This is a genomic window from Kitasatospora cineracea, assembly GCF_003751605.1.
Lineage (GTDB): Bacteria > Actinomycetota > Actinomycetes > Streptomycetales > Streptomycetaceae > Kitasatospora > Kitasatospora cineracea.
In genome coordinates, this window is record NZ_RJVJ01000001.1 from 1,050,721 (window position 1) to 1,069,878 (window position 19,158).

20 protein-coding genes, 2 tRNA genes and 1 riboswitch are annotated in these 19,158 nt (G+C 76.1%); of the genes, 15 read left to right on the plus strand and 7 right to left on the minus strand.

Annotated elements, in window-relative coordinates:
• Window positions 1–244: 244 nt before the first annotated feature.
• From EDD39_RS04610 to trmB, 3 genes are all read left to right on the plus strand, one after another.
• Window positions 245–1,660: an NsdA family TPR-like regulatory protein gene (locus EDD39_RS04610; RefSeq protein ID WP_030463479.1), complete on the plus strand. Its 1,416-nt coding sequence runs from the start codon at window positions 245–247 to the stop codon at window positions 1,658–1,660.
• Window positions 1,661–1,733: 73 nt separating this feature from the next.
• Complete coding sequence (gene lhgO, locus EDD39_RS04615; RefSeq protein ID WP_123553513.1) at window positions 1,734–2,966, plus strand: L-2-hydroxyglutarate oxidase; 1,233 nt, start codon at window positions 1,734–1,736, stop codon at window positions 2,964–2,966.
• Window positions 2,967–3,029: 63 nt separating this feature from the next.
• Window positions 3,030–3,860, plus strand: a complete 831-nt coding sequence (gene trmB, locus EDD39_RS04620; protein WP_123553515.1) for a tRNA (guanosine(46)-N7)-methyltransferase TrmB — start codon at window positions 3,030–3,032, stop codon at window positions 3,858–3,860.
• 25 nt (window positions 3,861–3,885) lie between these two features.
• Here the strand turns inward: trmB and EDD39_RS04625 are convergent, their stop codons facing one another.
• Window positions 3,886–4,383 carry a hypothetical protein gene (locus EDD39_RS04625; RefSeq protein ID WP_123553517.1) on the minus strand — a complete coding sequence of 166 codons (498 nt, stop codon included), beginning with the start codon at window positions 4,381–4,383 and terminating at the stop codon, window positions 3,886–3,888.
• Window positions 4,384–4,620: 237 nt separating this feature from the next.
• Here EDD39_RS04625 and EDD39_RS04630 point away from each other — a divergent pair, with 237 nt between their 5' ends.
• The 3 genes from EDD39_RS04630 (at window position 4,621) to EDD39_RS04640 (ending at window position 6,218) form a co-directional block, all read left to right on the plus strand.
• Complete coding sequence (locus EDD39_RS04630) at window positions 4,621–5,850, plus strand: PrsW family intramembrane metalloprotease (protein WP_123817706.1); 1,230 nt, start codon at window positions 4,621–4,623, stop codon at window positions 5,848–5,850.
• Between the two features lie 82 nt (window positions 5,851–5,932).
• Window positions 5,933–6,006: transfer RNA gene (locus EDD39_RS04635), tRNA-Met, on the plus strand.
• Window positions 6,007–6,144: 138 nt separating this feature from the next.
• Window positions 6,145–6,218: transfer RNA gene (locus tag EDD39_RS04640), tRNA-Met, on the plus strand.
• 299 nt (window positions 6,219–6,517) lie between these two features.
• Here EDD39_RS04640 and EDD39_RS04645 read toward each other — a convergent pair.
• Window positions 6,518–7,780 carry an MFS transporter gene (locus EDD39_RS04645; protein WP_123553521.1) on the minus strand — a complete coding sequence of 421 codons (1,263 nt, stop codon included), beginning with the start codon at window positions 7,778–7,780 and terminating at the stop codon, window positions 6,518–6,520.
• 96 nt (window positions 7,781–7,876) lie between these two features.
• Between EDD39_RS04645 and EDD39_RS04650 the strand changes: the two genes are divergently transcribed.
• Complete coding sequence (locus EDD39_RS04650; protein ID WP_123553523.1) at window positions 7,877–8,248, plus strand: MerR family transcriptional regulator; 372 nt, start codon at window positions 7,877–7,879, stop codon at window positions 8,246–8,248.
• Here the strand turns inward: EDD39_RS04650 and EDD39_RS04655 are convergent.
• The 3 genes from EDD39_RS04655 to EDD39_RS39285 form a co-directional block, all read right to left on the minus strand.
• A complete protein-coding gene (locus tag EDD39_RS04655) occupies window positions 8,206–8,967 on the minus strand; it encodes a class I SAM-dependent methyltransferase (protein ID WP_123553525.1) in 762 nt (253 codons plus the stop codon). The two genes, EDD39_RS04650 and EDD39_RS04655, sit on opposite strands and share 43 nt — an antisense overlap.
• A 116-nt stretch (window positions 8,968–9,083) precedes the next feature.
• Window positions 9,084–9,782 carry a sensor domain-containing protein gene (locus tag EDD39_RS04660; RefSeq protein ID WP_123553527.1) on the minus strand — a complete coding sequence of 233 codons (699 nt, stop codon included), beginning with the start codon at window positions 9,780–9,782 and terminating at the stop codon, window positions 9,084–9,086.
• Between the two features lie 118 nt (window positions 9,783–9,900).
• Window positions 9,901–10,509, minus strand: a complete 609-nt coding sequence (locus EDD39_RS39285) for a GNAT family N-acetyltransferase (RefSeq protein ID WP_162869942.1) — start codon at window positions 10,507–10,509, stop codon at window positions 9,901–9,903.
• 50 nt (window positions 10,510–10,559) lie between these two features.
• On the opposite strand from EDD39_RS39285, the gene EDD39_RS04670 reads away from it, so the two are divergent.
• Window positions 10,560–11,372, plus strand: coding sequence for a hypothetical protein (locus EDD39_RS04670; RefSeq protein ID WP_123553529.1), 813 nt, complete (start codon window positions 10,560–10,562; stop codon window positions 11,370–11,372).
• A 23-nt stretch (window positions 11,373–11,395) separates the two neighbouring features.
• Here the strand turns inward: EDD39_RS04670 and EDD39_RS04675 are convergent, their stop codons facing one another.
• A complete protein-coding gene (locus tag EDD39_RS04675; RefSeq protein ID WP_123553531.1) occupies window positions 11,396–12,244 on the minus strand; it encodes a helix-turn-helix domain-containing protein in 849 nt (282 codons plus the stop codon).
• 173 nt (window positions 12,245–12,417) lie between these two features.
• Between EDD39_RS04675 and EDD39_RS04680 the strand changes: the two genes are divergently transcribed.
• On the plus strand, window positions 12,418–13,191 hold the full coding sequence (locus EDD39_RS04680; protein ID WP_123553534.1) for an SDR family oxidoreductase: 774 nt from the start codon (window positions 12,418–12,420) through the stop codon (window positions 13,189–13,191).
• 9 nt (window positions 13,192–13,200) lie between these two features.
• Here EDD39_RS04680 and EDD39_RS04685 read toward each other — a convergent pair whose 3' ends face one another.
• On the minus strand, window positions 13,201–13,983 hold the full coding sequence (locus EDD39_RS04685) for a M23 family metallopeptidase (protein ID WP_244256600.1): 783 nt from the start codon (window positions 13,981–13,983) through the stop codon (window positions 13,201–13,203).
• Window positions 13,984–13,993: 10 nt separating this feature from the next.
• Window positions 13,994–14,158, minus strand: a riboswitch (cyclic di-AMP (ydaO/yuaA leader).
• 226 nt (window positions 14,159–14,384) lie between these two features.
• Here EDD39_RS04685 and EDD39_RS04690 point away from each other — a divergent pair.
• The 6 genes from EDD39_RS04690 to EDD39_RS04715 all read left to right on the plus strand — a co-directional run bounded on the left by EDD39_RS04690 (window position 14,385) and on the right by EDD39_RS04715 (window position 19,157).
• Complete coding sequence (locus tag EDD39_RS04690) at window positions 14,385–14,675, plus strand: YiaA/YiaB family inner membrane protein (protein WP_030463492.1); 291 nt, start codon at window positions 14,385–14,387, stop codon at window positions 14,673–14,675.
• A 135-nt stretch (window positions 14,676–14,810) separates the two neighbouring features.
• On the plus strand, window positions 14,811–15,656 hold the full coding sequence (locus tag EDD39_RS04695) for an alpha/beta fold hydrolase (protein WP_123553536.1): 846 nt from the start codon (window positions 14,811–14,813) through the stop codon (window positions 15,654–15,656).
• Complete coding sequence (locus tag EDD39_RS04700) at window positions 15,656–16,234, plus strand: TetR-like C-terminal domain-containing protein (protein WP_123553538.1); 579 nt, start codon at window positions 15,656–15,658, stop codon at window positions 16,232–16,234. The genes EDD39_RS04695 and EDD39_RS04700 overlap by 1 nt, the downstream gene beginning before the upstream one ends.
• A 30-nt stretch (window positions 16,235–16,264) precedes the next feature.
• Window positions 16,265–16,456, plus strand: a complete 192-nt coding sequence (locus tag EDD39_RS04705) for a hypothetical protein (RefSeq protein ID WP_030463495.1) — start codon at window positions 16,265–16,267, stop codon at window positions 16,454–16,456.
• A gap of 177 nt (window positions 16,457–16,633) precedes the next feature.
• Window positions 16,634–16,858: a hypothetical protein gene (locus EDD39_RS04710; RefSeq protein WP_123553540.1), complete on the plus strand. Its 225-nt coding sequence runs from the start codon at window positions 16,634–16,636 to the stop codon at window positions 16,856–16,858.
• A gap of 124 nt (window positions 16,859–16,982) precedes the next feature.
• The gene (locus EDD39_RS04715) at window positions 16,983–19,157 is read left to right on the plus strand and encodes a SpoIIE family protein phosphatase (protein ID WP_123553542.1); all 2,175 of its coding nucleotides are present in this window, start codon (window positions 16,983–16,985) and stop codon (window positions 19,155–19,157) included.
• Window position 19,158: the final 1 nt, after the last annotated feature.

Consider the following 19,158-nt stretch of genomic DNA (forward strand, 5'->3'; position numbering starts at 1 on the left):
GAGCACGGGTGGCGCACGCGGGCACGGGACCGGAGCACGGGCGTCCGGCAACTGCCCGCGGACCCCGCGGCGGGCCTCCGGGCGCCCGTTCCGGACGCGGCGCGTTCCCGCCAACCGGAATGCGGCCTCTTAACCGTCGGAACGCGGGCGACTACGCTAGGTGCAGCAGTCCGGTGACGCACCGCGGTTCGCCGCGGCCCGCCGCCATCCGCGCACGACGTCGCCAGGGGGTGCCACCGCCACCATGACCGTCAGCTCACGAGGGCCGAACGACCGGCTCGGGGCCCTCCTCGCGCTCGCCCAGATCAGCAACGCGGGGCTCGCCCGCCGGGTCAACGACCTGGGCGCGCAACGCGGCCTGACCCTCCGTTACGACAAGACCTCGGTGGCCCGCTGGGTGACCAAGGGCATGGTCCCGCAGCGCCCGGTGCCGCACCTGATCGCCACCGCGCTCGGCAACAAGCTCGGCCGCCCCGTCCCGCTGGAGGAGATCGGCCTCGCCGACTCGCACCCCACGCCCGAACTCGGCCTGGAGTTCCCGCGCGAGGTCCCGGAGGCGGTCCGCTCCGCCACCGAGCTGTGGCGGGTCGACCTGGACCTGCGGCGCGGCCCCGGCGGCGGCCGGTGGAGCGACAGCCTGGCCGGCACCTTCTCGGTCGCCGCGTACGCCACGCCCGTCTCGCGCTGGCTGATCACGCCCGCCGACGGCTCGGTGGCCCGCGAGGCCGTCCCCGACCTGACCGGCTACCGGGTGGGGCACACGGACGCCGCGAAGCTCCGCGAGGCCGCCCAGGAGGCCCGCCGCTGGGACTCCAAGTACGGCGGCGGCGACTGGCGCTCCTCGATGGTCCCCGAGTGCCTGCGGGTCGAGGCCGCCCCGCTGCTGCTCGCCTCGTACAGCGACGCGGTCGGCCGGGCGCTGTTCGGCGCCACCGCCGAACTGACCAGGCTGGCGGGCTGGATGGCGTTCGACACCGGCCAGCACGAGGCCGCCCAGCGCTACTACATCCAGGCCCTGCGGCTGGCCCGCGCCGCCGGGGACGTGCCGCTCGGCGGGTACGTGCTGGCCTCGATGAGCCTGCAGGCCGCCTACCGCTCCTTCCCGGACGAGGCGGTCGACCTCGCCCAGGCCGCCCTGGAGCGCAACCGGGGCCTGGCCACCGCCCGCACCATGAGCTTCTTCCACCTGGTCGAGGCCCGGGCGCACGCCAAGGCCGGCAACGCCGCGGCCTGCGGCGCCGCGCTGGCCGCCGCCGAGACCGCGCTGGACCGCTCCCGCCCCGGCGACCCGGACCCGACCTGGATCGACTTCTTCGCCTACGACCGCCTCGCCGCCGACGCCGCCGAGTGCTTCCGCGACCTGGGCGTCCCGTCCAAGGTCCGGCAGTTCACCCGGGAGGCGCTGGCCCGCCCGACCGAGGGCTACGTCCGCTCGCACGGCCTGCGGCTGGTGGTCTCCGCGATGGCCGAGGCCGAGGCGGGGGACCTGGACGCCGCGGTGGCCGCCGGGGAGCGCGCGGTCGAGGTGGCCGGGCGGATCTCCTCGCACCGCAGCCGCGAGTACATGGTCGAACTGCTGCGCCGCCTGGAGCCCTACCAGAACGAGCAGCGGGTCAAGGAGCTCACCGAGCGCGCCCGCACGGTCCTGGCCACTTCCTGAAACCCCCGCCGCCCCGGACCGGCCGTGGCACCATCCAGTCGGAGCGGTCTCACACAGCCGAGGGGTGGCCGGGTTGAAGCACGACGTCCAGGTCCTGGTGGTCGGCGGCGGCATCGTCGGCCTGTCCACCGCGTACGCGCTGACCCGCGAGCACCCCGGCACCGGCGTCGCCGTGCTGGAGAAGGAGGACGCGCTCGCCGCCCACCAGACCGGCCGCAACAGCGGGGTGATCCACAGCGGCGTCTACTACCGGCCCGGCTCGCTCAAGGCCCGGTACGCCACCGGCGGGGCCCGCGAGATGGTCGCGTTCTGCCGCGAGCAGGGCATCGCCCACGAGGTCACCGGCAAGCTGATCGTCGCCACCGACCCCGCCGAACTCCCCCGCCTCGCCGCCCTCGCCGAACGCGGCCGGGCCAACGGCATCCCGCTCACCGAACTCGACCCGGCCGGCCTCCGCGCTCACGAGCCCGAGGTCACCGGCATCGCCGGACTGCACCTGGCCACCACCGGCATCTGCGACTACCCCGCGGTGGCCCGCCGCTACGCCGCCCTGGCGGGCGAGCGCGGGGCCGAACTGCGGCTCGGCACACCGGTCCTGGACATCGCCCGGCGCGCCGACGGCGTCACCGTCACCACTCCGCACGGCGAGGTCCGCTGCGCGGTGCTGGTCAACTGCGCCGGGCTGCACAGCGACCGGATCGCCCGGCTGGCCGGCGACGACCCGGGGGTGCGGATCGTCCCCTTCCGCGGCGAGTACTACGAACTGGCCGAGGGGCGAAGGGAGTTGGTGCGCGGCCTGGTCTACCCCGTCCCCGACCCGGCGTTCCCGTTCCTCGGCGTCCACCTCACCCGGGGCATCCACGGCGACGTCCACGTCGGACCGAACGCGGTGCCCGCCCTGGCCCGCGAGGGCTACGACTGGCGCACCCTGAACGTCCGCGACCTGGCCGAGACCGCGCGCTTCCCCGGCACCTGGACGATCGCCCGCCGGCACTGGCGCTACGAACTCGGCGAGCTGCACCGCTCGCTCTCCAAGCGCGCCTTCACCAGCGCCGTCCGCCGCCTGCTCCCCGCCGTCACCGCCGCCGACCTCGTCCCCGCCACCGCGGGCGTCCGCGCCCAGGCCGTCGCCCGCGACGGCACCCTCCTCGACGACTTCGCCTTCGCCGGCTTCGACCCCGCCGACCCGCGCTCCGCCCGCCGGGTCGTCCACGTCCTCAACGCCCCCTCCCCGGCGGCGACGGCCTCGCTCGGCATCGGCCGCGAGGTCGCCCGCCGGGCGGTGGCGGCGCTGCGGGCGGAGTGAGCCGACGGAGGGGCGGTGCGAGACCGAGGGCTCTCGCGGGGCCTCCCTTAGACTGGTGCGATTGTGACCTCCTCCGCCCCCAGCACCCAGTTGTCCGCGTCGGCCCGGCTCTCCGCCGCCCCGGCGGCGTACCCCGCGCCGATGTACCCGCACAAGGCCACCGAGGCCCAGCACCGCGAGCAGCGGATCCGCAGCTTCCAGCCGCGCCGCGGCCGGATGACCAAGGCCCAGGCGGGCGCGCTGGACCGCGGGTGGGAGCGGTTCGGGCTGGCGATCGACGGGACTCCGCTGGACCTGCCGGAGCTGTTCGCGGGCCGTCCGGTGACGCTGGAGATCGGCTTCGGGATGGGCGACACCACGGCCGCGATGGCGGCCGCGGACCCGTCCGCGGGGATCCTCGCGGCGGACGTGCACACCCCGGGCCACGGCAACCTGCTGCAGTTCCTGGAGCGGGACGGCTCGGAGAACGTCCGGCTGGCGGCGGGCGACGCGGTGATCCTGCTGCGCGACATGCTGCCGGACGCCTCGCTGGCCGGTCTGCGGGTGTACTTCCCGGACCCGTGGCCGAAGCCGAAGCACCACAAGCGCCGCCTGCTCCAGGCGTCGTTCCTGGACCTGGTGCTGCCCCGGCTGGCCCCGGGCGCGCTGGTGCACTGCGCGACCGACTGGGAGCCGTACGCGGAGCAGATGCTGGAGGTGCTGGGGGCCTCGCCGGAGCTGGAGAACCTGCACCCGGAGGGCGACGGCTCGGGCTGGCTGGAGCCGGACGGGCACCCGGCGGGCAGCGTGCCCGGGTACGCGCCGCGGCCCGACTGGCGTCCGGTGACCAAGTTCGAGCGGGCCGGCCTGGCCAAGGGCCACGTGGTGCACGACCTGCTGTTCCGCCGCCGCTGAGCCCCGCCGGGCCCGGGCGCCGGGCTCAGGCGGTGGCCTTGCCGGCGGCGACCAGCGCGCCGAGCGCGGTGCGCTGGACGTAGGCCAGCAGCGCGACCGTCACCGTGCTCATCACCAGCGCGAACAGCACGTGCCCGAGGGCGGTGTCGACCGCCGTGCCGAGCAGGCCGAGCACCAGGTGGCTGCCCAGCCGCAGGCCGATCAGGCCGAAGGCCACGTTCCGGGTGCCCTTGCCGCGCCACAGCAGCTTGGCGAGCTTGAGGCGCCGGCGCATCAGGGTCAGCGAGACGCCGATGTTGACGGCGGCCAGCACGACCAGCGCGGGCCAGGCCGAGGGGGCGGCCCGCAGCAGGTCGAAGGCCCCGGCCAGGACGCCCTCGAAGCCGAAGAACCAGACCGGCAGCCGCATCTCCGCGACGCTCGGCCGCTCGTCGGCCGCGACCGGCTCGGCGACCGCGACCGGCGCCGCGGCGGGCGCCTCGAAGGTGCTGGTGGCGGCCGTCTCGAAGCCGATGCTGCTCATGGTGTCTCCCCCGTGTCGTCCCCGGCCGCCCGGTCGTCCCCCGGCGGTGTCACCACTGTGCCCGCCGGGACCGGTCGCGGCCCAGGACCTGCCGTCACCGGCCCGGCATGACGGATGTCACGGGTCCGGCCGGGTGCGGTGGGCGGCATTCCGCTCTGCTGACGATCAGTCACCTTGCGGGTACGGATTGTTCCGACCACTCCCCCCGGGGCGGGGGCTTCGCCTACGCTGCTGCAGGTGAGCAGTCCGCCCAGCGGCGCGCCCTCCCCCGGGCCGCCCGTAGGGGCCGCCGCCCTGGCCGCCGATTCCCCGACGCCCCCCACCGGATTTCGGTCGCTCCCGGATCCGAGCGCGCGCCGGTCCGGCGGCCTGCTCCCGGAGCGGCCGCCGCGGCCGGTGCTGAGCGGGCGGATCCCCGGACAGCAGGGCGGCCGGGTCGCGGGCGCCGCGGCGGTGTCGCTGTGGCGCCGGGTGTGGCCGTTCCGCCGGCCGGCGCTCTCCTCGGCGGCACTGGCCCTGGGCCTGGCGGGTTCGGGGGTGCTGATCCTGCGCCTGGTGCAGCGGCAGACCGGGACGACCGGCCTGCTGGTCGGGCTGGGCCTGGCGCTGCTGCCGCTGCCGTTCGTGCTGGGGGCGCTGGCCTGGCTGAACCAGACCGCCCGGGTGCCGCTGCGGCACCTGCTGTTCTGCCTGGCCTGGGGGGCGTGCGCGGCGACCACGATGGCGATCCTGGCGAACGGGTGGGCGAGCGACTTCCTGATCGCCCACCAGGGGGTGCGCGGGGAGACGCTGGGCGCGGAGTTCGCCACCCCGCTGATCGAGGAATTGGCGAAGGGCGCGGCCCTGCTGGTCCTGCTGCTGCCGCTGCGGCGGCGGCACCGCTGCGAGCAGGACCGCCCGTGCGGCCGCCTGCGCCGCCTGCTGTGGCACCGGCCCGGCCGACCCGCGCACTTCCGCCCGGCCCCGGCGGGCCGCCAGCGGGCCCGTTCCTCCCCGCGCACCCTGGCGGCGGGGACGGTGCTGGGCGGGGTGACGGCCTGCGGCTTCGCCTTCACCGAGAACGCGCTGTACCTGGGGCGGGCCTTCACCGCGGACCGGCAGGCCCGGCTGGACGCGATCGGCCAGGGCGAGGCGCCGAGCCTGCGGGACTTCGACGGCACGGTGCACACCTTCGTCCTGCGGGCCCTGCTCTCCCCGTTCGCGCACCCGCTGTTCACCGCGCTGACCGGCCTGGGCCTGGCCGTCACCCTGACCACCGGCCGCCGCTGGCTGGCCCGCCTGGGCGCCCCGCTGGGCGCCCTGCTGGCGATGGGCCTGCACGGGGCGTGGAACGCCGCCGCCGGGCTGGGCACCGACGGCTTCCTGCTGGTGTACGGGCTGGTGATGGTCCCCTGCTTCGCGGCCCTGGTCAGCTTCTCGGTCTGGGCGCAGACCCGCCGCGCCCGGCAGCCGTCCGGCCCGGACTGACCCGGCCGCGAACTGCCAGGACGCCCCGGCGGGAAACGGATTTCCCTTTCCCGCGGGCCTCACGTAGAGTCGTGTTCACCGACGCGGGGTGGAGCAGCTCGGTAGCTCGCTGGGCTCATAACCCAGAGGTCGCAGGTTCAAATCCTGTCCCCGCTACTCAGTAGCACGAAGGCCCGGAGGCATCGCCTCCGGGCCTTCGTCGTACCCGGCGCCGGGCCCGGGCCTGCTCCGGACGCCCCGGGGGGAAACGGATTTCCCTTTCCCGCGGGCCTCACGTAGAGTCGTGTTCACCGACGCGGGGTGGAGCAGCTCGGTAGCTCGCTGGGCTCATAACCCAGAGGTCGCAGGTTCAAATCCTGTCCCCGCTACTCAGTAGCACGAAGGCCCGGAGGCATCGCCTCCGGGCCTTCGTCGTACCCGGCGCCGGACCCGGGCCTGCTCCGGACGCCGGGCCTGCTCCGGGCGTCGGACGGAAGCCGGGCGGAACGGGGTCGAATAAATCCGTTGCCTCCCCCGGCGGGCGGTGCCTATGGTTGCCGCACACTGAAAGGAGGTGATCCTGAGTTGAGTTCTTTCAGGATGCGTGAGGTGGCTGCTCGCTAGAGCCGCCCCTGCCTGTGCAGCGGTGAGGCCGTTCCGGTCTCCGGCTCAGGCTAATTCCCAGCAGTCACCCGGCCCGTGGGCTCACCGGTACATCCCCGGTGCCTCGGTCGCCGTCCCCCAGGGGGGCGGCCCGAGGAGCAGCCCACGGGCCGTCTGCGTTCCCGGGGGCGGCGGGGCGGCGCCGGGGCGGAAAGCCGTGGCGGCGGGCCAGCGCGGTGACGGCGAGGACGGGGAGCAGCAGGGCGAGGGCGGACCAGGGCAGGGTGCCCGGGCCGTGCAGGTCGAGCAGCAGTCCGCCGGCGGCGCCGCCGAGGCCCATCGCGGTGTTCCAGGTGGCGACCAGCAGGGTCTGGCCGGGTTCGCCGCCGGCGTCGGCCACCGCGGTCTGGAACAGCGGGGCGACGCTGCCCCAGCCGAGGCCCCAGAGTCCGGCGGCGAGCAGCAGCGGGGGTGCGGGCAGCAGCAGGAGGGCGGCGGCGGTGAGGAACGCGGCGGTGGCGGCGAGCGTGAGGTGCCGCAGCCGCCGGTCGATCAGCGTGCCGGTGGCGGCGAGTCCGGCGACGGCGGCGAGGCCGAGGACGAGCAGCAGCAGGTCGCGGCGGCCGCCCGCGCCGTAGTGGTCGAGCAGGGCGGCGACGTAGGTGTAGAGCACGTTGTGGGCGAGGACGTACGCGGCGGTGACGAACAGCACCGGCCGCACGCCGGGCAGGCGCAGCGCGGTGCGGACGGGGGCGGGGCGGCCGGGGTGGCCGGGGGCGTCGGGGACGGCGGTGGCGATCCACAGCAGCAGGGCGGCGGCGAGGGCGGCGACCAGCGCGAAGGTGGGGCGCCAGCCGATCAGCCGGCCGGACCAGGTGCCGAGCGGGATGCCGAGGGAGAGGGCGAGCGGGACGCCGACGCCGGTGACGGCGATCGCCCGGCCGTGCAGGGCGGGCGGGGTCAACCGGCGGGCGTAGCCGACGAGTTCGGACCAGATCGCGGCGACGGCGACCCCGGCGGCGATCCGGACGGCCATGGTGAGCGGGTAGGACGGGGAGAGCGCGGTGACGGCGTCGGCCAGCAGCAGCACGGCGACGGCGGCCAGCACCAGGCGTTTGCGGGGCCAGCGGGCGGTGGCCCGGGCCAGCGGGATCGCGGACAGGCCGGTGGCCAGCGCGTAGCCGGTCAGCGACTGGCCCATCGCGGCCTCGCCGACCCGCAGGTCGCGGGCCATCTCGGGGAGGACGCCGGCGGGCAGCGCCTCGGTGACGATGCCGAGGAAGGCCGCGGTGGCGAGGGCGAGCAGCGGGGACCAGCGCAGCCGGGGTCCGGGTGGGGTGGTTGCCATGCGGGTATGGTCGAACCCTCACACCGGTGTGAGGGTCAAGTACTTCCGACGAACGGCGAACGACGGACGGCAGGCAGCGGGCGGCGGGAGGGCGCGGTGCGGATCGGCGAGCTGGCGGGCCGGACGGGGGTGGCGCCCCGGCTGCTGCGCTACTACGAGGAGCAGGGGCTGCTGGAGCCGGAGCGGTCGGCGAACGGCTACCGGGAGTACGGGGAGCCGCTGGTGGAGCGGGTCCGGCAGATCCGTTCGCTGCTGGCCTCGGGCCTGTCCACCCGGACCATCCGGACCGTGCTGCCCTGCCTGGCGGACGGCCAGTTCCACGTCCGGGACGCGGCGCCGGAGACGCTGGCGGCGCTGGAGCACGAGTACCGGCAGCTGGTGGAGCGGGCGGAGTGCCTGTCCCGCAGCCGGGACGCGGTGGGCGCCTACCTGGGCGCGGTGCGCTCGCTGCGGGCGGCCGGGCGGTAGGTGCCGGGGCGCGGCGGGCGGGCGGGGCGCAGGGTCAGGACGCGGGTGGTCGGGCCGGTGCGCAGGACGCGGCTGGCGATCCGGTGGTGGCGCAGGGCGGCGCGCAGTTCGGTCAGGTGCGGGCAGTGCCGGCCGCGTTCGTCGTGCAGCGGCAGGACCCGGACCTCGCCGTCGGGGGCGGTGACCCGGACGAGTTCGCGCAGGGCGCGGAGCTGCTCGGCGGGGCCGAAGACGGCCGGGTAGGCGAACAGCAGGTAGGAGCTGAGGGTGAGGGCGAAGGTGCCGTCGGCGAACGGGAGCCGGGGCAGGGCGGCGGCCACGTAGCGGTCGGGGTGGGCGGTGGCGTCGGCGGTGAACAGTCCGCGGGCGCGGTCCCAGCTGCGCAGGTACTTCTCCGGGCGGCGGCGGTCGGCGGGCAGGTGGCGGCGGGGGTCGCGGTGGATCGCGGCGGCCATGGTCGCCCGGCCGTCGGCGGCGAGCGCGGCGAGGCGGTGCGGGCCGAGCGCGTAGCCCGGGTCGGCGGCGACCACCTCGCAGCCGAGCGCGCGGGCCTCGGCGGCGAGCGCGGCGGCTCCGCCCGGGCAGTCCAGGACGGGGCCGGGCAGGCGGCCCAGGGCGGCGCGGGTGAGGCCGAAGCAGGCGCAGTACTCGTCCAGCGGCCGGGAGGTGACCAGGACCGGCGGGCCGTCCCCGGGCCGGGGCTGGGTGGTCGGGCGCATGCGGGCCTCCGGGCGTTCGGCGGGCCCGGGGTGCGGCCCGGGCCCGTGGTCATCCGACCACGGGCCCGGGGGTGTCGCACGTCCGGTCGGCGGCGGGTGCCCGGCCGCGGGGAGGGTCAGTCGTCGGCGGAGAGCAGGGCCCGGGCGGCGAACCGGTTGACGGCGTTGAGGCCGCGGACCAGCTGCGGGGTGAGGAGGAGGATGACCAGGCCGAGCACGCAGACGCCGGCGATCTGCCAGGACGAGGTCAGCTCGTAGACGTGCTGCACGCCGTTCGAGTCGCGCCAGTCGGCGACCCGGTAGCCGTCCCAGGAGGTGTAGCGGCGGAACACCCACTGGTAGACCGGGAACAGGGCGAGCGCCCAGCCCAGGCAGAAGAAGGTGATCGAGAGGGCGAAGCTGAGGATCGCCCAGGGCAGCATGGCGAACTGGTGCAGCACGGCCTTCCAGCCGGGCGGGTCGGCGAGCCGGGCGGTGATCCGGCCCCAGAAGCCCTCGCGGGTGACCACCACGGCGGGCGGGGCGGGCAGCTCCTCGCCGAGCATGGTGCGGACGCGCCCCCGCTCGGCGGCGCCGAGGCCGCGGGCGACGACCAGCAGCAGGCCGAGGACGGGCAGGCCGAGGACGGTGATGGCGAGGCCCACGCCGGCGAAGAACATCGGAGTGACCAGGCAGAAGCCGAACACGGCCACCGGCAGGCCGGTGATCGCGTAGCCGAGCTCCCGGAAGCTCTGCCGGGCGAACGGGGCGCGCCAGAACCCGGGTCGGTCGGGGTGGCCGCCGGGGGTGGTGGCGGGGTACTCAGCGGTAGACATCCGCGGTCCTTCGGGTCGTCGGGCGGCCCCGCCGGTCGGCGGTACCGGGCACAGGTACCAATCTGCCGCCGCGACCCCACCTGGCGTAATGACGCCTGCTGCCGAGTTCGTGGTGGGGTTAACCCCCCGGTCCGCCCTGCGGTCCGGGCCACCCCGGGCCGGACCGCGGCGGGCCGGGCCACGGCGGTCCGGGCCACTCGGGGGCGAGCAGCGCGTACTGCAGCGCGTCGTGCCACCGGCCGTCCCGGTGGGAGTCGGCCCGGATCCGGCCCTCGTACTGGAACCCGGCCCGCTCCAGCACCCGGACCGCGGCGGTGTTGGCGGGGTCGCAGCGGGCCGCCAGCCGGTACAGGCCCAGTGTCCCGAAGCCGAGCACGCACAGCAGGGCGGTGGCCTCGGCCGCGTAGCCGCGGCCCCAGGTGTCGCGGCGCAGCACGCAGCCCAGCTGGGCGGCGTGCCCGTCCTCTCGGGTGAGCGCGGCCTGGCCGACCGGCTCGCCCGCCGGGTCGTCGACGGCCAGCCGGTAGTGCGTCCGGGGCTCCTCCTCGGCGGCCTCCAGGTACAGCTCGAGCTGGTCGGCGCAGTCCTCGAAGTCCCGCGGCCCGAACGGGAGGTGGCGGACCGTCGCGGGGTCGCCGTGCACGGCGTGCAGGGCGGCCGCCTCCTCCGGGGTGTGCCGGTACTCGCGCAGGGTGAGCCGGGGGCCGCGCAGCCGGAGGGTCTCCATGCCGGCCGACCCTACCCGGCGGCCGTCCGGGGACCGGCTACCGTACCGGGGTGGACGACGACGACCTGCACCTGCTTCCCCGCACCCGTGCCGCCGACCTGCTGGACTGGGCGGCCGAGGCGGGGCTCGACCCCGTCCCCGAACCGGCGGTGCGGACGGTCCTGACCCTGCTGGAGCTGGGCGGGGCCCGGCTGCACGACGGCCTGCCGGAGCTCACCTCCCCCGTGCTGGAGCACCTGCTCTACGAGCAGCTCCACCTGTACGTGCAGCCGGACGGCGACCCGGCGGCCTACCCGGCGGCGGTGCGGCTGCTGATCGAGTGGCAGCGGGCGGCCCGGCGGCTGAACGCCAAGCGGGCGGAGAAGCTCCGCGCGGAGGCCGACTGGCAGGGCGAGGTGCTGCTCTCGCTGCTGCGCCGCGCCGACCTGGTGACCTGGCCCCGGCTGTACGCGCTGCTGCTGCGCGCGGACGGGGTGCCGACCGACGACCCGGGCCCGGTCCGGGAGTGGCTGGCGGCGTTCCGCGAACTGCCCGAGCCGGAGCGGTTCGCCGCCTTCGACCGGGTGCCGGGCCTGGACGGGGACGGCCACTGGGACCAGCCCGGGCGGCCGCTGCTGATCGGCGTCTCCACCGACGGGGCGCGGCGGCTGCTGGAGCAGGGCCTGATGCGGCGCAGCTACCGCAACCTGGCCGAGCTGAACGCTCTCGGGCTGCCGATGCCGGCCGAACTCTCCGGCGCGTTCGAGGAGTTCGAGGAGGCGGTGGCGCAGGCCGCGATCGACCTGTGCGGCGAGTGGACCGTCCCGGGGCTGCCGCGGCTGCTGCTGGAGGAGTTCCCGGAGCTGGCCCCCGAGGAGTACTGAGGGCCCCGGGGCGGCCCCGCCGGTCAGGTGGCGGCGGGGGCGCTCCAGCCGGCCAGCAGGCGCAGGGCGTCGGCGGTGGGGGAGGCGGGTTCCACGGAGTAGACGCACAGCGTCTGGTCGGGGTCGCCGGGGGCCTGGAAGGACTCGTAGGAGAAGTGCAGGTCGCCCACCAGCGGGTGGACGTAGTGCTTGGCGCCGTGGGTGCGGCGGAGCACCCGGTGGTCGTTCCACCAGGCGGTGAACTCCGGGCAGCGCAGGGTGAGTTCGCCGATCAGCTCGGCGAGCCTGCGGTCGTCGGGGCGGCGGCCGGCCTCCAGCCGGAGCATGGCCACGGTCTCGGCGGCGATCGTCGCCCAGTCGCCGACCCGTTCGCGGGCCTGCGGGTCGAGCAGGTAGTAGCGGGCCATGTTCCGGCGGGTGGCCGGGAGCGCGTCGAAGTCGACGAGGACCTCCCGGGCGAGGCGGTTGGCGGCCAGGACGTCGGTGCGCCGGCCGAGGACGAACGCCGGGACGTGCGCCAGGGTCTCCAGCATCAGGTGCAGCCCCGGCCTGACCCGTTGCGGCCGTTCCGGGGCGCGGCGGGCCGCGTGCTCGGCGGGGAGCAGCAGGTCGGCCAGGTGCTCGCGCTCCGAGGGGTCGAGCCGCAGGGCGCGGGCCAGCGCCTGGACCACTTCGGTGGACGGGCGCCCGGCCCGGCCCTGTTCGAGGCGCGTGTAGTACTCGGTGCTGACGCCGGCCAGCCGGGCCACCTCGTCGCGGCGCAGACCGGGCACCCGCCGCACCCGGCCGTCCGCGGGCAGCCCGGCCGGTCCCGGGGCGATCGCGGCGCGCCGGGTGCGGAGGAAGTCGGCGATTTCCCTGCTGCGTTCCATGGACCAAGTGTGCGGGCTGCGGGGGCGCCCCGGCGGGCCGTGGGTGGCCCTGGCGGTACCAGTCGGCGCAGGGTCCGCCCGGGGCCGTCCGCGGGGCCGCCGGGCTGGTGTGCTGGAACAGCGGCCGGAGCCTCCGGTGCCGCAACTCCCGTGTCCTGCAAGGAAGGTCCACCATGTCCACGTTCACCTCCCTGCCCCTCGCCGGCCGCACCGCCGTGGTCACCGGCGCCTCCAGCGGCATCGGCGAGGCCACCGCCGAGGAGCTCGCCGGGCTCGGTGCCCGGGTCGTCGTGCTGGCCCGCCGCGCCGAGCGGCTGGCCGCGCTGGCCGACCGGATCGAGCGGGCCGGCGGAACCGCGCTGGCGATCGCCGCGGACGTCACCGACCGGGCCGCGGTGCGGGCGGCCGCCGACCGGGTCGCCGCCGAACTGGGCGGCGCGGACCTGCTGTTCAACAACGCCGGGGTGATGCTCCCGGCGCCGGTCGAGGAGGTGGCCGTGGACCAGTGGCAGCGGCAGATCGACCTCAACGTCTCCGGGCTGATGAACGTCATCGGCGCGTTCACCCCGCAGCTGGTCGCGGCCGCGGCCGAGCGCGGCGTCGCCGACCTGGTCAACACCTCGTCGATCGCGGCGCAGAACATCTTCCCGACCTTCGCCGTCTACTCCGCGACCAAGGCCTACGTCACCCACCTCTCGCGCCACCTGCGGGCCGAGCTGGGCGCGAAGCACGTCCGGGTCTCGACGATCGAGCCCGGCATCGTCGGGACGGAGCTCCAGGACCACGTCACCGACCGGGGCGCGCTCGACTGGCTGGCCGGTTCCAGGGAGACGGTGGAGTGGCTCGTTCCCGGCGACATCGCCAGGACGGTCGGGTTCCTGGCCGCCCTGCCGCCGCGCGTCAACCTCCAGCAGGTCACCGTCATGCCGACCGGCCAGGCGAGCTGAGGACGGGCCCTACGGCTGGAGGCCGAGCTGCCGGAGCCAGGGCAGCGGGTCGACGGGGGCGGCGCCGCCGGGGCGGACCTCGAGGTGCAGGTGCGGGCCGGTGACGTTGCCGGTGGCGCCGACCGCGCCGAGGACGGTGCCGGGGGCGACCGGGCCGGAGGCGGTGGCGATCCGGGAGAGGTGGCAGTACCAGAGCTCGGTGCCGTCGGGGAGGGTCTGGATGACCCGGTAGCCGTAGGCGCCGGACCAGCCGGCCGAGGTGACGGTGCCGCCGGTGACGGCGGTGACGGGGGTGCCGGTGCGGGCGGCGAAGTCCAGGCCGGTGTGCAGGTGGGCCCAGTGCTCCCCGGCCTGGGCGAACGGCGCGGCCAGCTGGTACCCGGCCACCGGCAGGGCGGGCGCGGACCGGTCGGACCCGGCCTCGGCCTGCCGCTCGGCGCGCTTGGCCTGGGCCTCCTGCGCGGCGGCGACCCGGGCCGACTCCTCGGCGGCGGTGCGCTGCCCGTCGGCCTGCTGCAGGATGCGGGCGGCCAGGGCGAGGCCGGGGTCGGCGGCGAGCAGGCCGTCGGAGGCTTCGTCGGCGGCGGTGACGGGGGCCGGGGCCGGCGTGGCGGCGGCCTGGGCGGGGGCGGCGGCGAGGCCGGTGGCGCCGAGGGCGGCGGTCATCGCGGTGACGCCCAGCAGGGGCGCGCCGGTCCGGGTCTGACGGGGCAGCCGGTGCCGGACGGCCTCGGTCCCGACCGGGTGGTCGAGGAGCTGGGTGCCGGTGCTCTCGGTGTGGGTCGACGCCACGGGGGCGCGCTCCTTCCTTCCCTGCCGCCGACCGGGTTAGCTGACGGGTTCGGAGGTGGAAGGTCTCCTACGGTCGGGCCCAGGGCCGTTCCGATTCACCCCGGTGGAACGTGGTTCCCCGGCTCCTGGACCGGCCCCGGGGGGCAGGTCCGGATGGATTAGGCGTGGCGCACGGTGCCGCATGGTTACGGCGTTGCCGACCGCGCTGCGTTATCAAACGTTAATCCTATGGACCCCATGATTCCAAGCGCCCACCGAGGTGCAGTGAAACTTTCCTGACGCCCTATGGGCGATTTGTGACGGTTCGCCAAGGTACCCGGTTTCGGACATGACGGACCGTGACGGGGCGGTTGAGTATCCGTACTCACGACCCCCTCCCGCCCCGGCGGGACCCTGGGCGCATGACCGCATCCGTGCCGCACCGCACCACCTCCGCCTACTACCTGCAGGCCGTCGCCTCCTTCGGGTTCGCCACCGCCGCGCTCGCCCTCGGGATCGCGTACCTCCCGGTCAGCGCCTGGATGCGCGCCTTCCTCGGGGTCGGGCTGCTCTACGTGATCACCTCCGCGTTCACGCTGGCCAAGGTGGTCCGCGACCGCCAGGACGAGGGCGCGATCACCAGCCGGGTCGACCAGGCCCGGCTGGAGAAGCTGCTCGCCGAGCACGACCCGTTCAAGGTGGACGGGATCTGAGGGCGGGAGGCGGTGGCGGGAACCGGAGCCGGGCCGGGGGTTGACAGCTAAGGCTATTAGCCTTAGCTTTATGGCTATCGGCAGCAGCCGGGCCTGGAGAGCCCGGAGCGCCGGACGCCCGCCAGGAGGCCCGCGATGAACAGCACCCTCGGCACCACCACCCGGTACCTCGACGTCACCGGCGGCCGGATCGCCTACGACGACGCCCCCGGCTCCGGCGTCCCGGTCGTCCTGCTGCCCGGCATGCTCGACAAGCGCGCCGTCTACCGCCACCTCGCCCCGCTGCTGAGCGCCGCCGGGCACCGGGTGGTCACCATGGACCTGCGCGGCATGGGCGAGTCCTCGACCGGCTTCACCGACCACACCCCGGCCGCGATCGCCGAGGACCTGGCGGCCCTGCTGGCCCACCTGGACCTGCGCGGCACCGTCCTGGTCGGCAGCTCCTACACCGGCGCCACCGTGGTCCGGGCCGCCGCGCTCGCCCCCGAGCGCACCGGCGGCGTGGTGCTGATCGACGCGTTCATCGAGAACCTGCCGCTGAACGGCTTCCAGAAGGCGCTGTTCGGCCTGGCCGCCCCGCTGGTCACCGCGTTCCCCGGCCTGTGGGGCACGATGCAGAAGTTCTACTACCCGGCCACCAGCCGCCCCGCCGACTTCGAGGACTACCGGGCCGGGCTGGCCGCGATGCTCCGCGAGCCCGCCCGCAAGGCGGCGCTGCGCGGCTACCTGAAGGGCGACTCGGCGCCGGTCGGCTGGTGCGCGGCCGTCGACGTGCCCGCCCTGGTGCTGATGGGCGACAAGGACCCGGACTTCCCGAAGCCGGAGCTGGTCGCCGACCGGCAGGCCGCCGCGCTGCGCGGCCGCAAGGTGATGATCGAGGGCGCCGGCCACTACCCGATGGCCGGTCACCCGCAGGCCGTCGCCGACGCCCTGCTGCCCTTCCTGGCCGAGCCGGCCGGCACCGGCGGGAGCGCCCGCTGATGCCCCGCGCCGGACTCTCCACCGCCGCCGTGGTGGACCACGCCCTCGAACTGGTCGACGAGCGCGGCGCCGAGGCGCTCACCCTGGCCGCGGTCGCCGCCAGGGCGGGCGTCGCCACCCCCTCGCTGTACAAGCACGTGGCGGGCGGCCTGCCCGAACTGCGCCGCCTGGTCGCCGTCCGCACCACCGGGGAGCTGGCCGACCACCTGGCCGCCGCCGTCCTCGGCCACTCCCGGGACGGGGCGGTGCGCGCCCTGCTCGCCGCGTACGCCGGGTACGCGCTGAGCCACCCCCTCCGGTACGCGGCGCTGCCGCAGGTGCCGGACCCGGACCCGGAGCTGGCCGCGGCCGCCGAGCGGATGGTGGGGGTGCTGTTCGCGGTGCTGCGCGGCTACGACCTGGAGGGCTCGGAGGCGGTGCACGCGGTGCGGACACTGCGCGCCGCGGCCCACGGGTACGCCTCGTTGACCACGGCGGGGGCGTTCCAGCTCGCCGAGGGGACGGACGTCACGCTGGAGCGGCTGACCGGGGTGCTGGTCGAGGGCCTGGCCAACTGGCCCGGTGCGGAAGGCGCGTGACCTCCGGGGCGCTGCCGCGTTCTCCACGGTATGAAGAAGCGCAGCCTGCTCGCCTTTGCCTCGCTCGCCGTCGGGGTGGTCGCCTCCCTCGCCGCCCCCAGCGCGCACGCCGCGCCGGAGCACCGCACCGGTCCCGGCCCGCTGAAGGACGCCGTCTCCGCCCCGGACCTGCCGGTGGAGCAGGACTCCGCGCGGGCCGCCGCGGAGCAGACCGGGCCCTGAGCCCGCGGGGGCGCCGACCAGGGTGGGAACGCGCCGGTGGCGCGCCGTCCACACCTTTTCGCAACCTGTCCCCCACCATTCCGACACCGCCGGTGCGTAACACTGTCCTTCGGTCGGGAAGTCATACCGCGTGGAGACCTTCCACGGGTGTGGCCGACAAGCACGGAGGATCAGGACATGCCGCAGGCGACTCAGCACATCGAGCCCGGCACGGGGCTGATCCCCGCTCCCCGGACGGCGCCGGACGGCGCTCCGGGCACCGCGCGGACGGCGGCCGCCCCGCCGCGGGAGGGCTGGGGCGGCGCGCTGCGGCGCGGGATCGCGGTGGCCCGCGGGCTGCGCTCGCTGCGGCCGGTCGCCGCGGGCCCGCAGCGCGGGTACGGCGAGGTCGACGGACAGTGAGGCCCCCGGGCGGGGTGCCGGAAATGCCCGTGTTGCCCGACGTGTCGTGAAAGCGGCCGGTTGCCCGGTGCGTCCATAAGATGGTCAGCACTGGCACGTCGACCGGAAGGGCCGGGCGCCTCCCATGGACCAGGACCGGAGCTCCCCGCGCCGCGCCAGCCGTTCCGAGCTGCGGTGCGTGCGGGCGCTGCTGCGGGCGTCGAGCGCGGCGGAGCTGCTGGCGGCGCTGCTGGCCGAGGGCCCGGCCTGGATCACCGGCGAGGGTTCGGCGCTGTACCTGCTGGACGGCGGGATGCTGCGGCTGACCGCCTCGCACGAGCTGCCCGAGTGGGCGCACCGCAAGTACGGGGTGGTCGATCCGGAGAGCGGGCTGCCCGCGGCGCTGGCGCTGCAGCGGCGGGAGCCGGTGCTGCTGAGCCCGCAGCAGACCAGCGCGGACTACCCGAACACGGCGGCGGGCCTGGGCACCGGCCTGGTCGCGCTGGCGGTGCTGCCGCTGGTGGTGGACGGGGACCCGGTGGGTTCGCTGGCGCTCGCGCTGGCCCACCGCGGGGCCGTCCCGCAGCGGGACGTGGAGCTGCTGGAGACCTTCGCCGACGTGGCCGCGCACCGGCTCGCGCACCTGCTGGACCACGTGCACGCGGCCGACCCGGCCTCGGACGGGCCGCGCACCGAACTTCCTTCCCCGGACAGCGAGTTGCTGTCGCTGGCGGTGCGCTCGGCGGGGGTCGGGGCGTTCGAGCGGGACCTGGTCACCGGCGAGACGCTGTGGGACGCGCAGGCGTACCGGCTGGTGGGCCTGCCGCCGCCGGGCGCGACCGGGCGGGCGCCGGACCTGGCGGACGTGGTGCACCCGGAGGACCTGCCGGACGTGCAGGCCGCGCTGGTGGACGCGCTGGCGGTCGGCGGCCCGTACCGGATCTCGTACCGGGTGGTGCGGCCGGACGGGACGGTCCGGCAGGTGGACGAGGCCGGCGAGGTGATGCTGGACGTGCACCAGCGGCCGGTGCGGACGGCGGGGCTGCTGACCGGGCGGGAGTGGCGGCCGGGCCCGGCGGGCGGCCTCGCGGCGGCCGCGGCGGCGGGGGCCCGCTCGACCCTGCTGCTGGCGCTGACCAGGTCGCTGTCCCGGGCGGTGACGGTGCGCGAGGTGACCGCGGCGCTGACCGACGTGGCCCGGCCGGCGCTGGGCGCGGCCGGTGTGGTACTGGACCTGGTGGACGAGGGGCGGCTGACGCCGGTGTCGCCCGCGCTGTTCGGCGGCCCGCACCGGGCGGAGCTGAACCGGCTGCACGACCTGGCGGGCGGGGTGATGGAGCACGTGCTGGCCCGGGCCACCCCGCTGTTCAGCGAGCCGGGCGGGCCGGGGCGGGGCCCGGGGGCGCCGGCCGCCTGGACGGTGCTGCCGCTGGTGGCCTCCGGACGGCAGGTCGGCTCCTGCCTGATCACCTTCGCCACCGAGCGGTCCTTCAGCCGCGAGGACCGCACCATGTACTCGGCGTTCGCGGGCATCCTGGCGCAGTCGCTGGAGCGGGCCCGGCTGTACGACGTGCACCACGAGCGGGCCAGCGAGCTGCAGCGGGCGATGCTGCCGCGCTCGCTGCCGGTGCTGCCGCGGATCGTCTCGACGGCGCGCTACCTGCCGTCCACCGAGGGGATGCAGATCGGCGGCGACTGGTACGACCTGCTGAGGCTGCCGGACGGGCTGGTCGGGCTGGTGATCGGCGACGTGCAGGGCCACAACGCGGAGGCGACGGCCGTGATGGGGCAGCTGCGCTCGGTGCTGTGGGCGTACGCGACGGAGGGCAACGACCCGGCGGCGGCGCTGGAGCGGACCAGTTGGCTGCTGTCGGAGATGGAGACCGAGCTGTTCGCCACCTGCCTGTACGTGGTGCTGGACCCGGCGAGCGGGCTGCTGCGGGCGGCCCGGGCCGGGCACCCGCCGCCGGTGCGGATCGGGGCGGGCGGGGCGGCCGAGCTGGAGCTGCCGGGCGGCCCGCCGCTGGGGGTGCTGCCGGAGGTGCGCTACCCGCTGGTGGAGGCCCGGCTGGAGCCGGGCGAGACGCTGCTGGCCTACACGGACGGGCTGGTGGAGGTCCGGGACGAGGACTACGACGAGTCGGTGCAGCGGATGCTGGGCGGGCTGGAGCTGTGGACGGCGGAGGCCGGCGGGGCCCGGCGGCTGGGGCGGACGGAGGCGCTGGAGCGGCTGGCCGACCTGCTGACGCTGAACGTGACGGAGCGCGAAGTCCGGCAGGACGACGTGGCGTTGCTCCTGCTTCACCGGATCGCTACCTGAG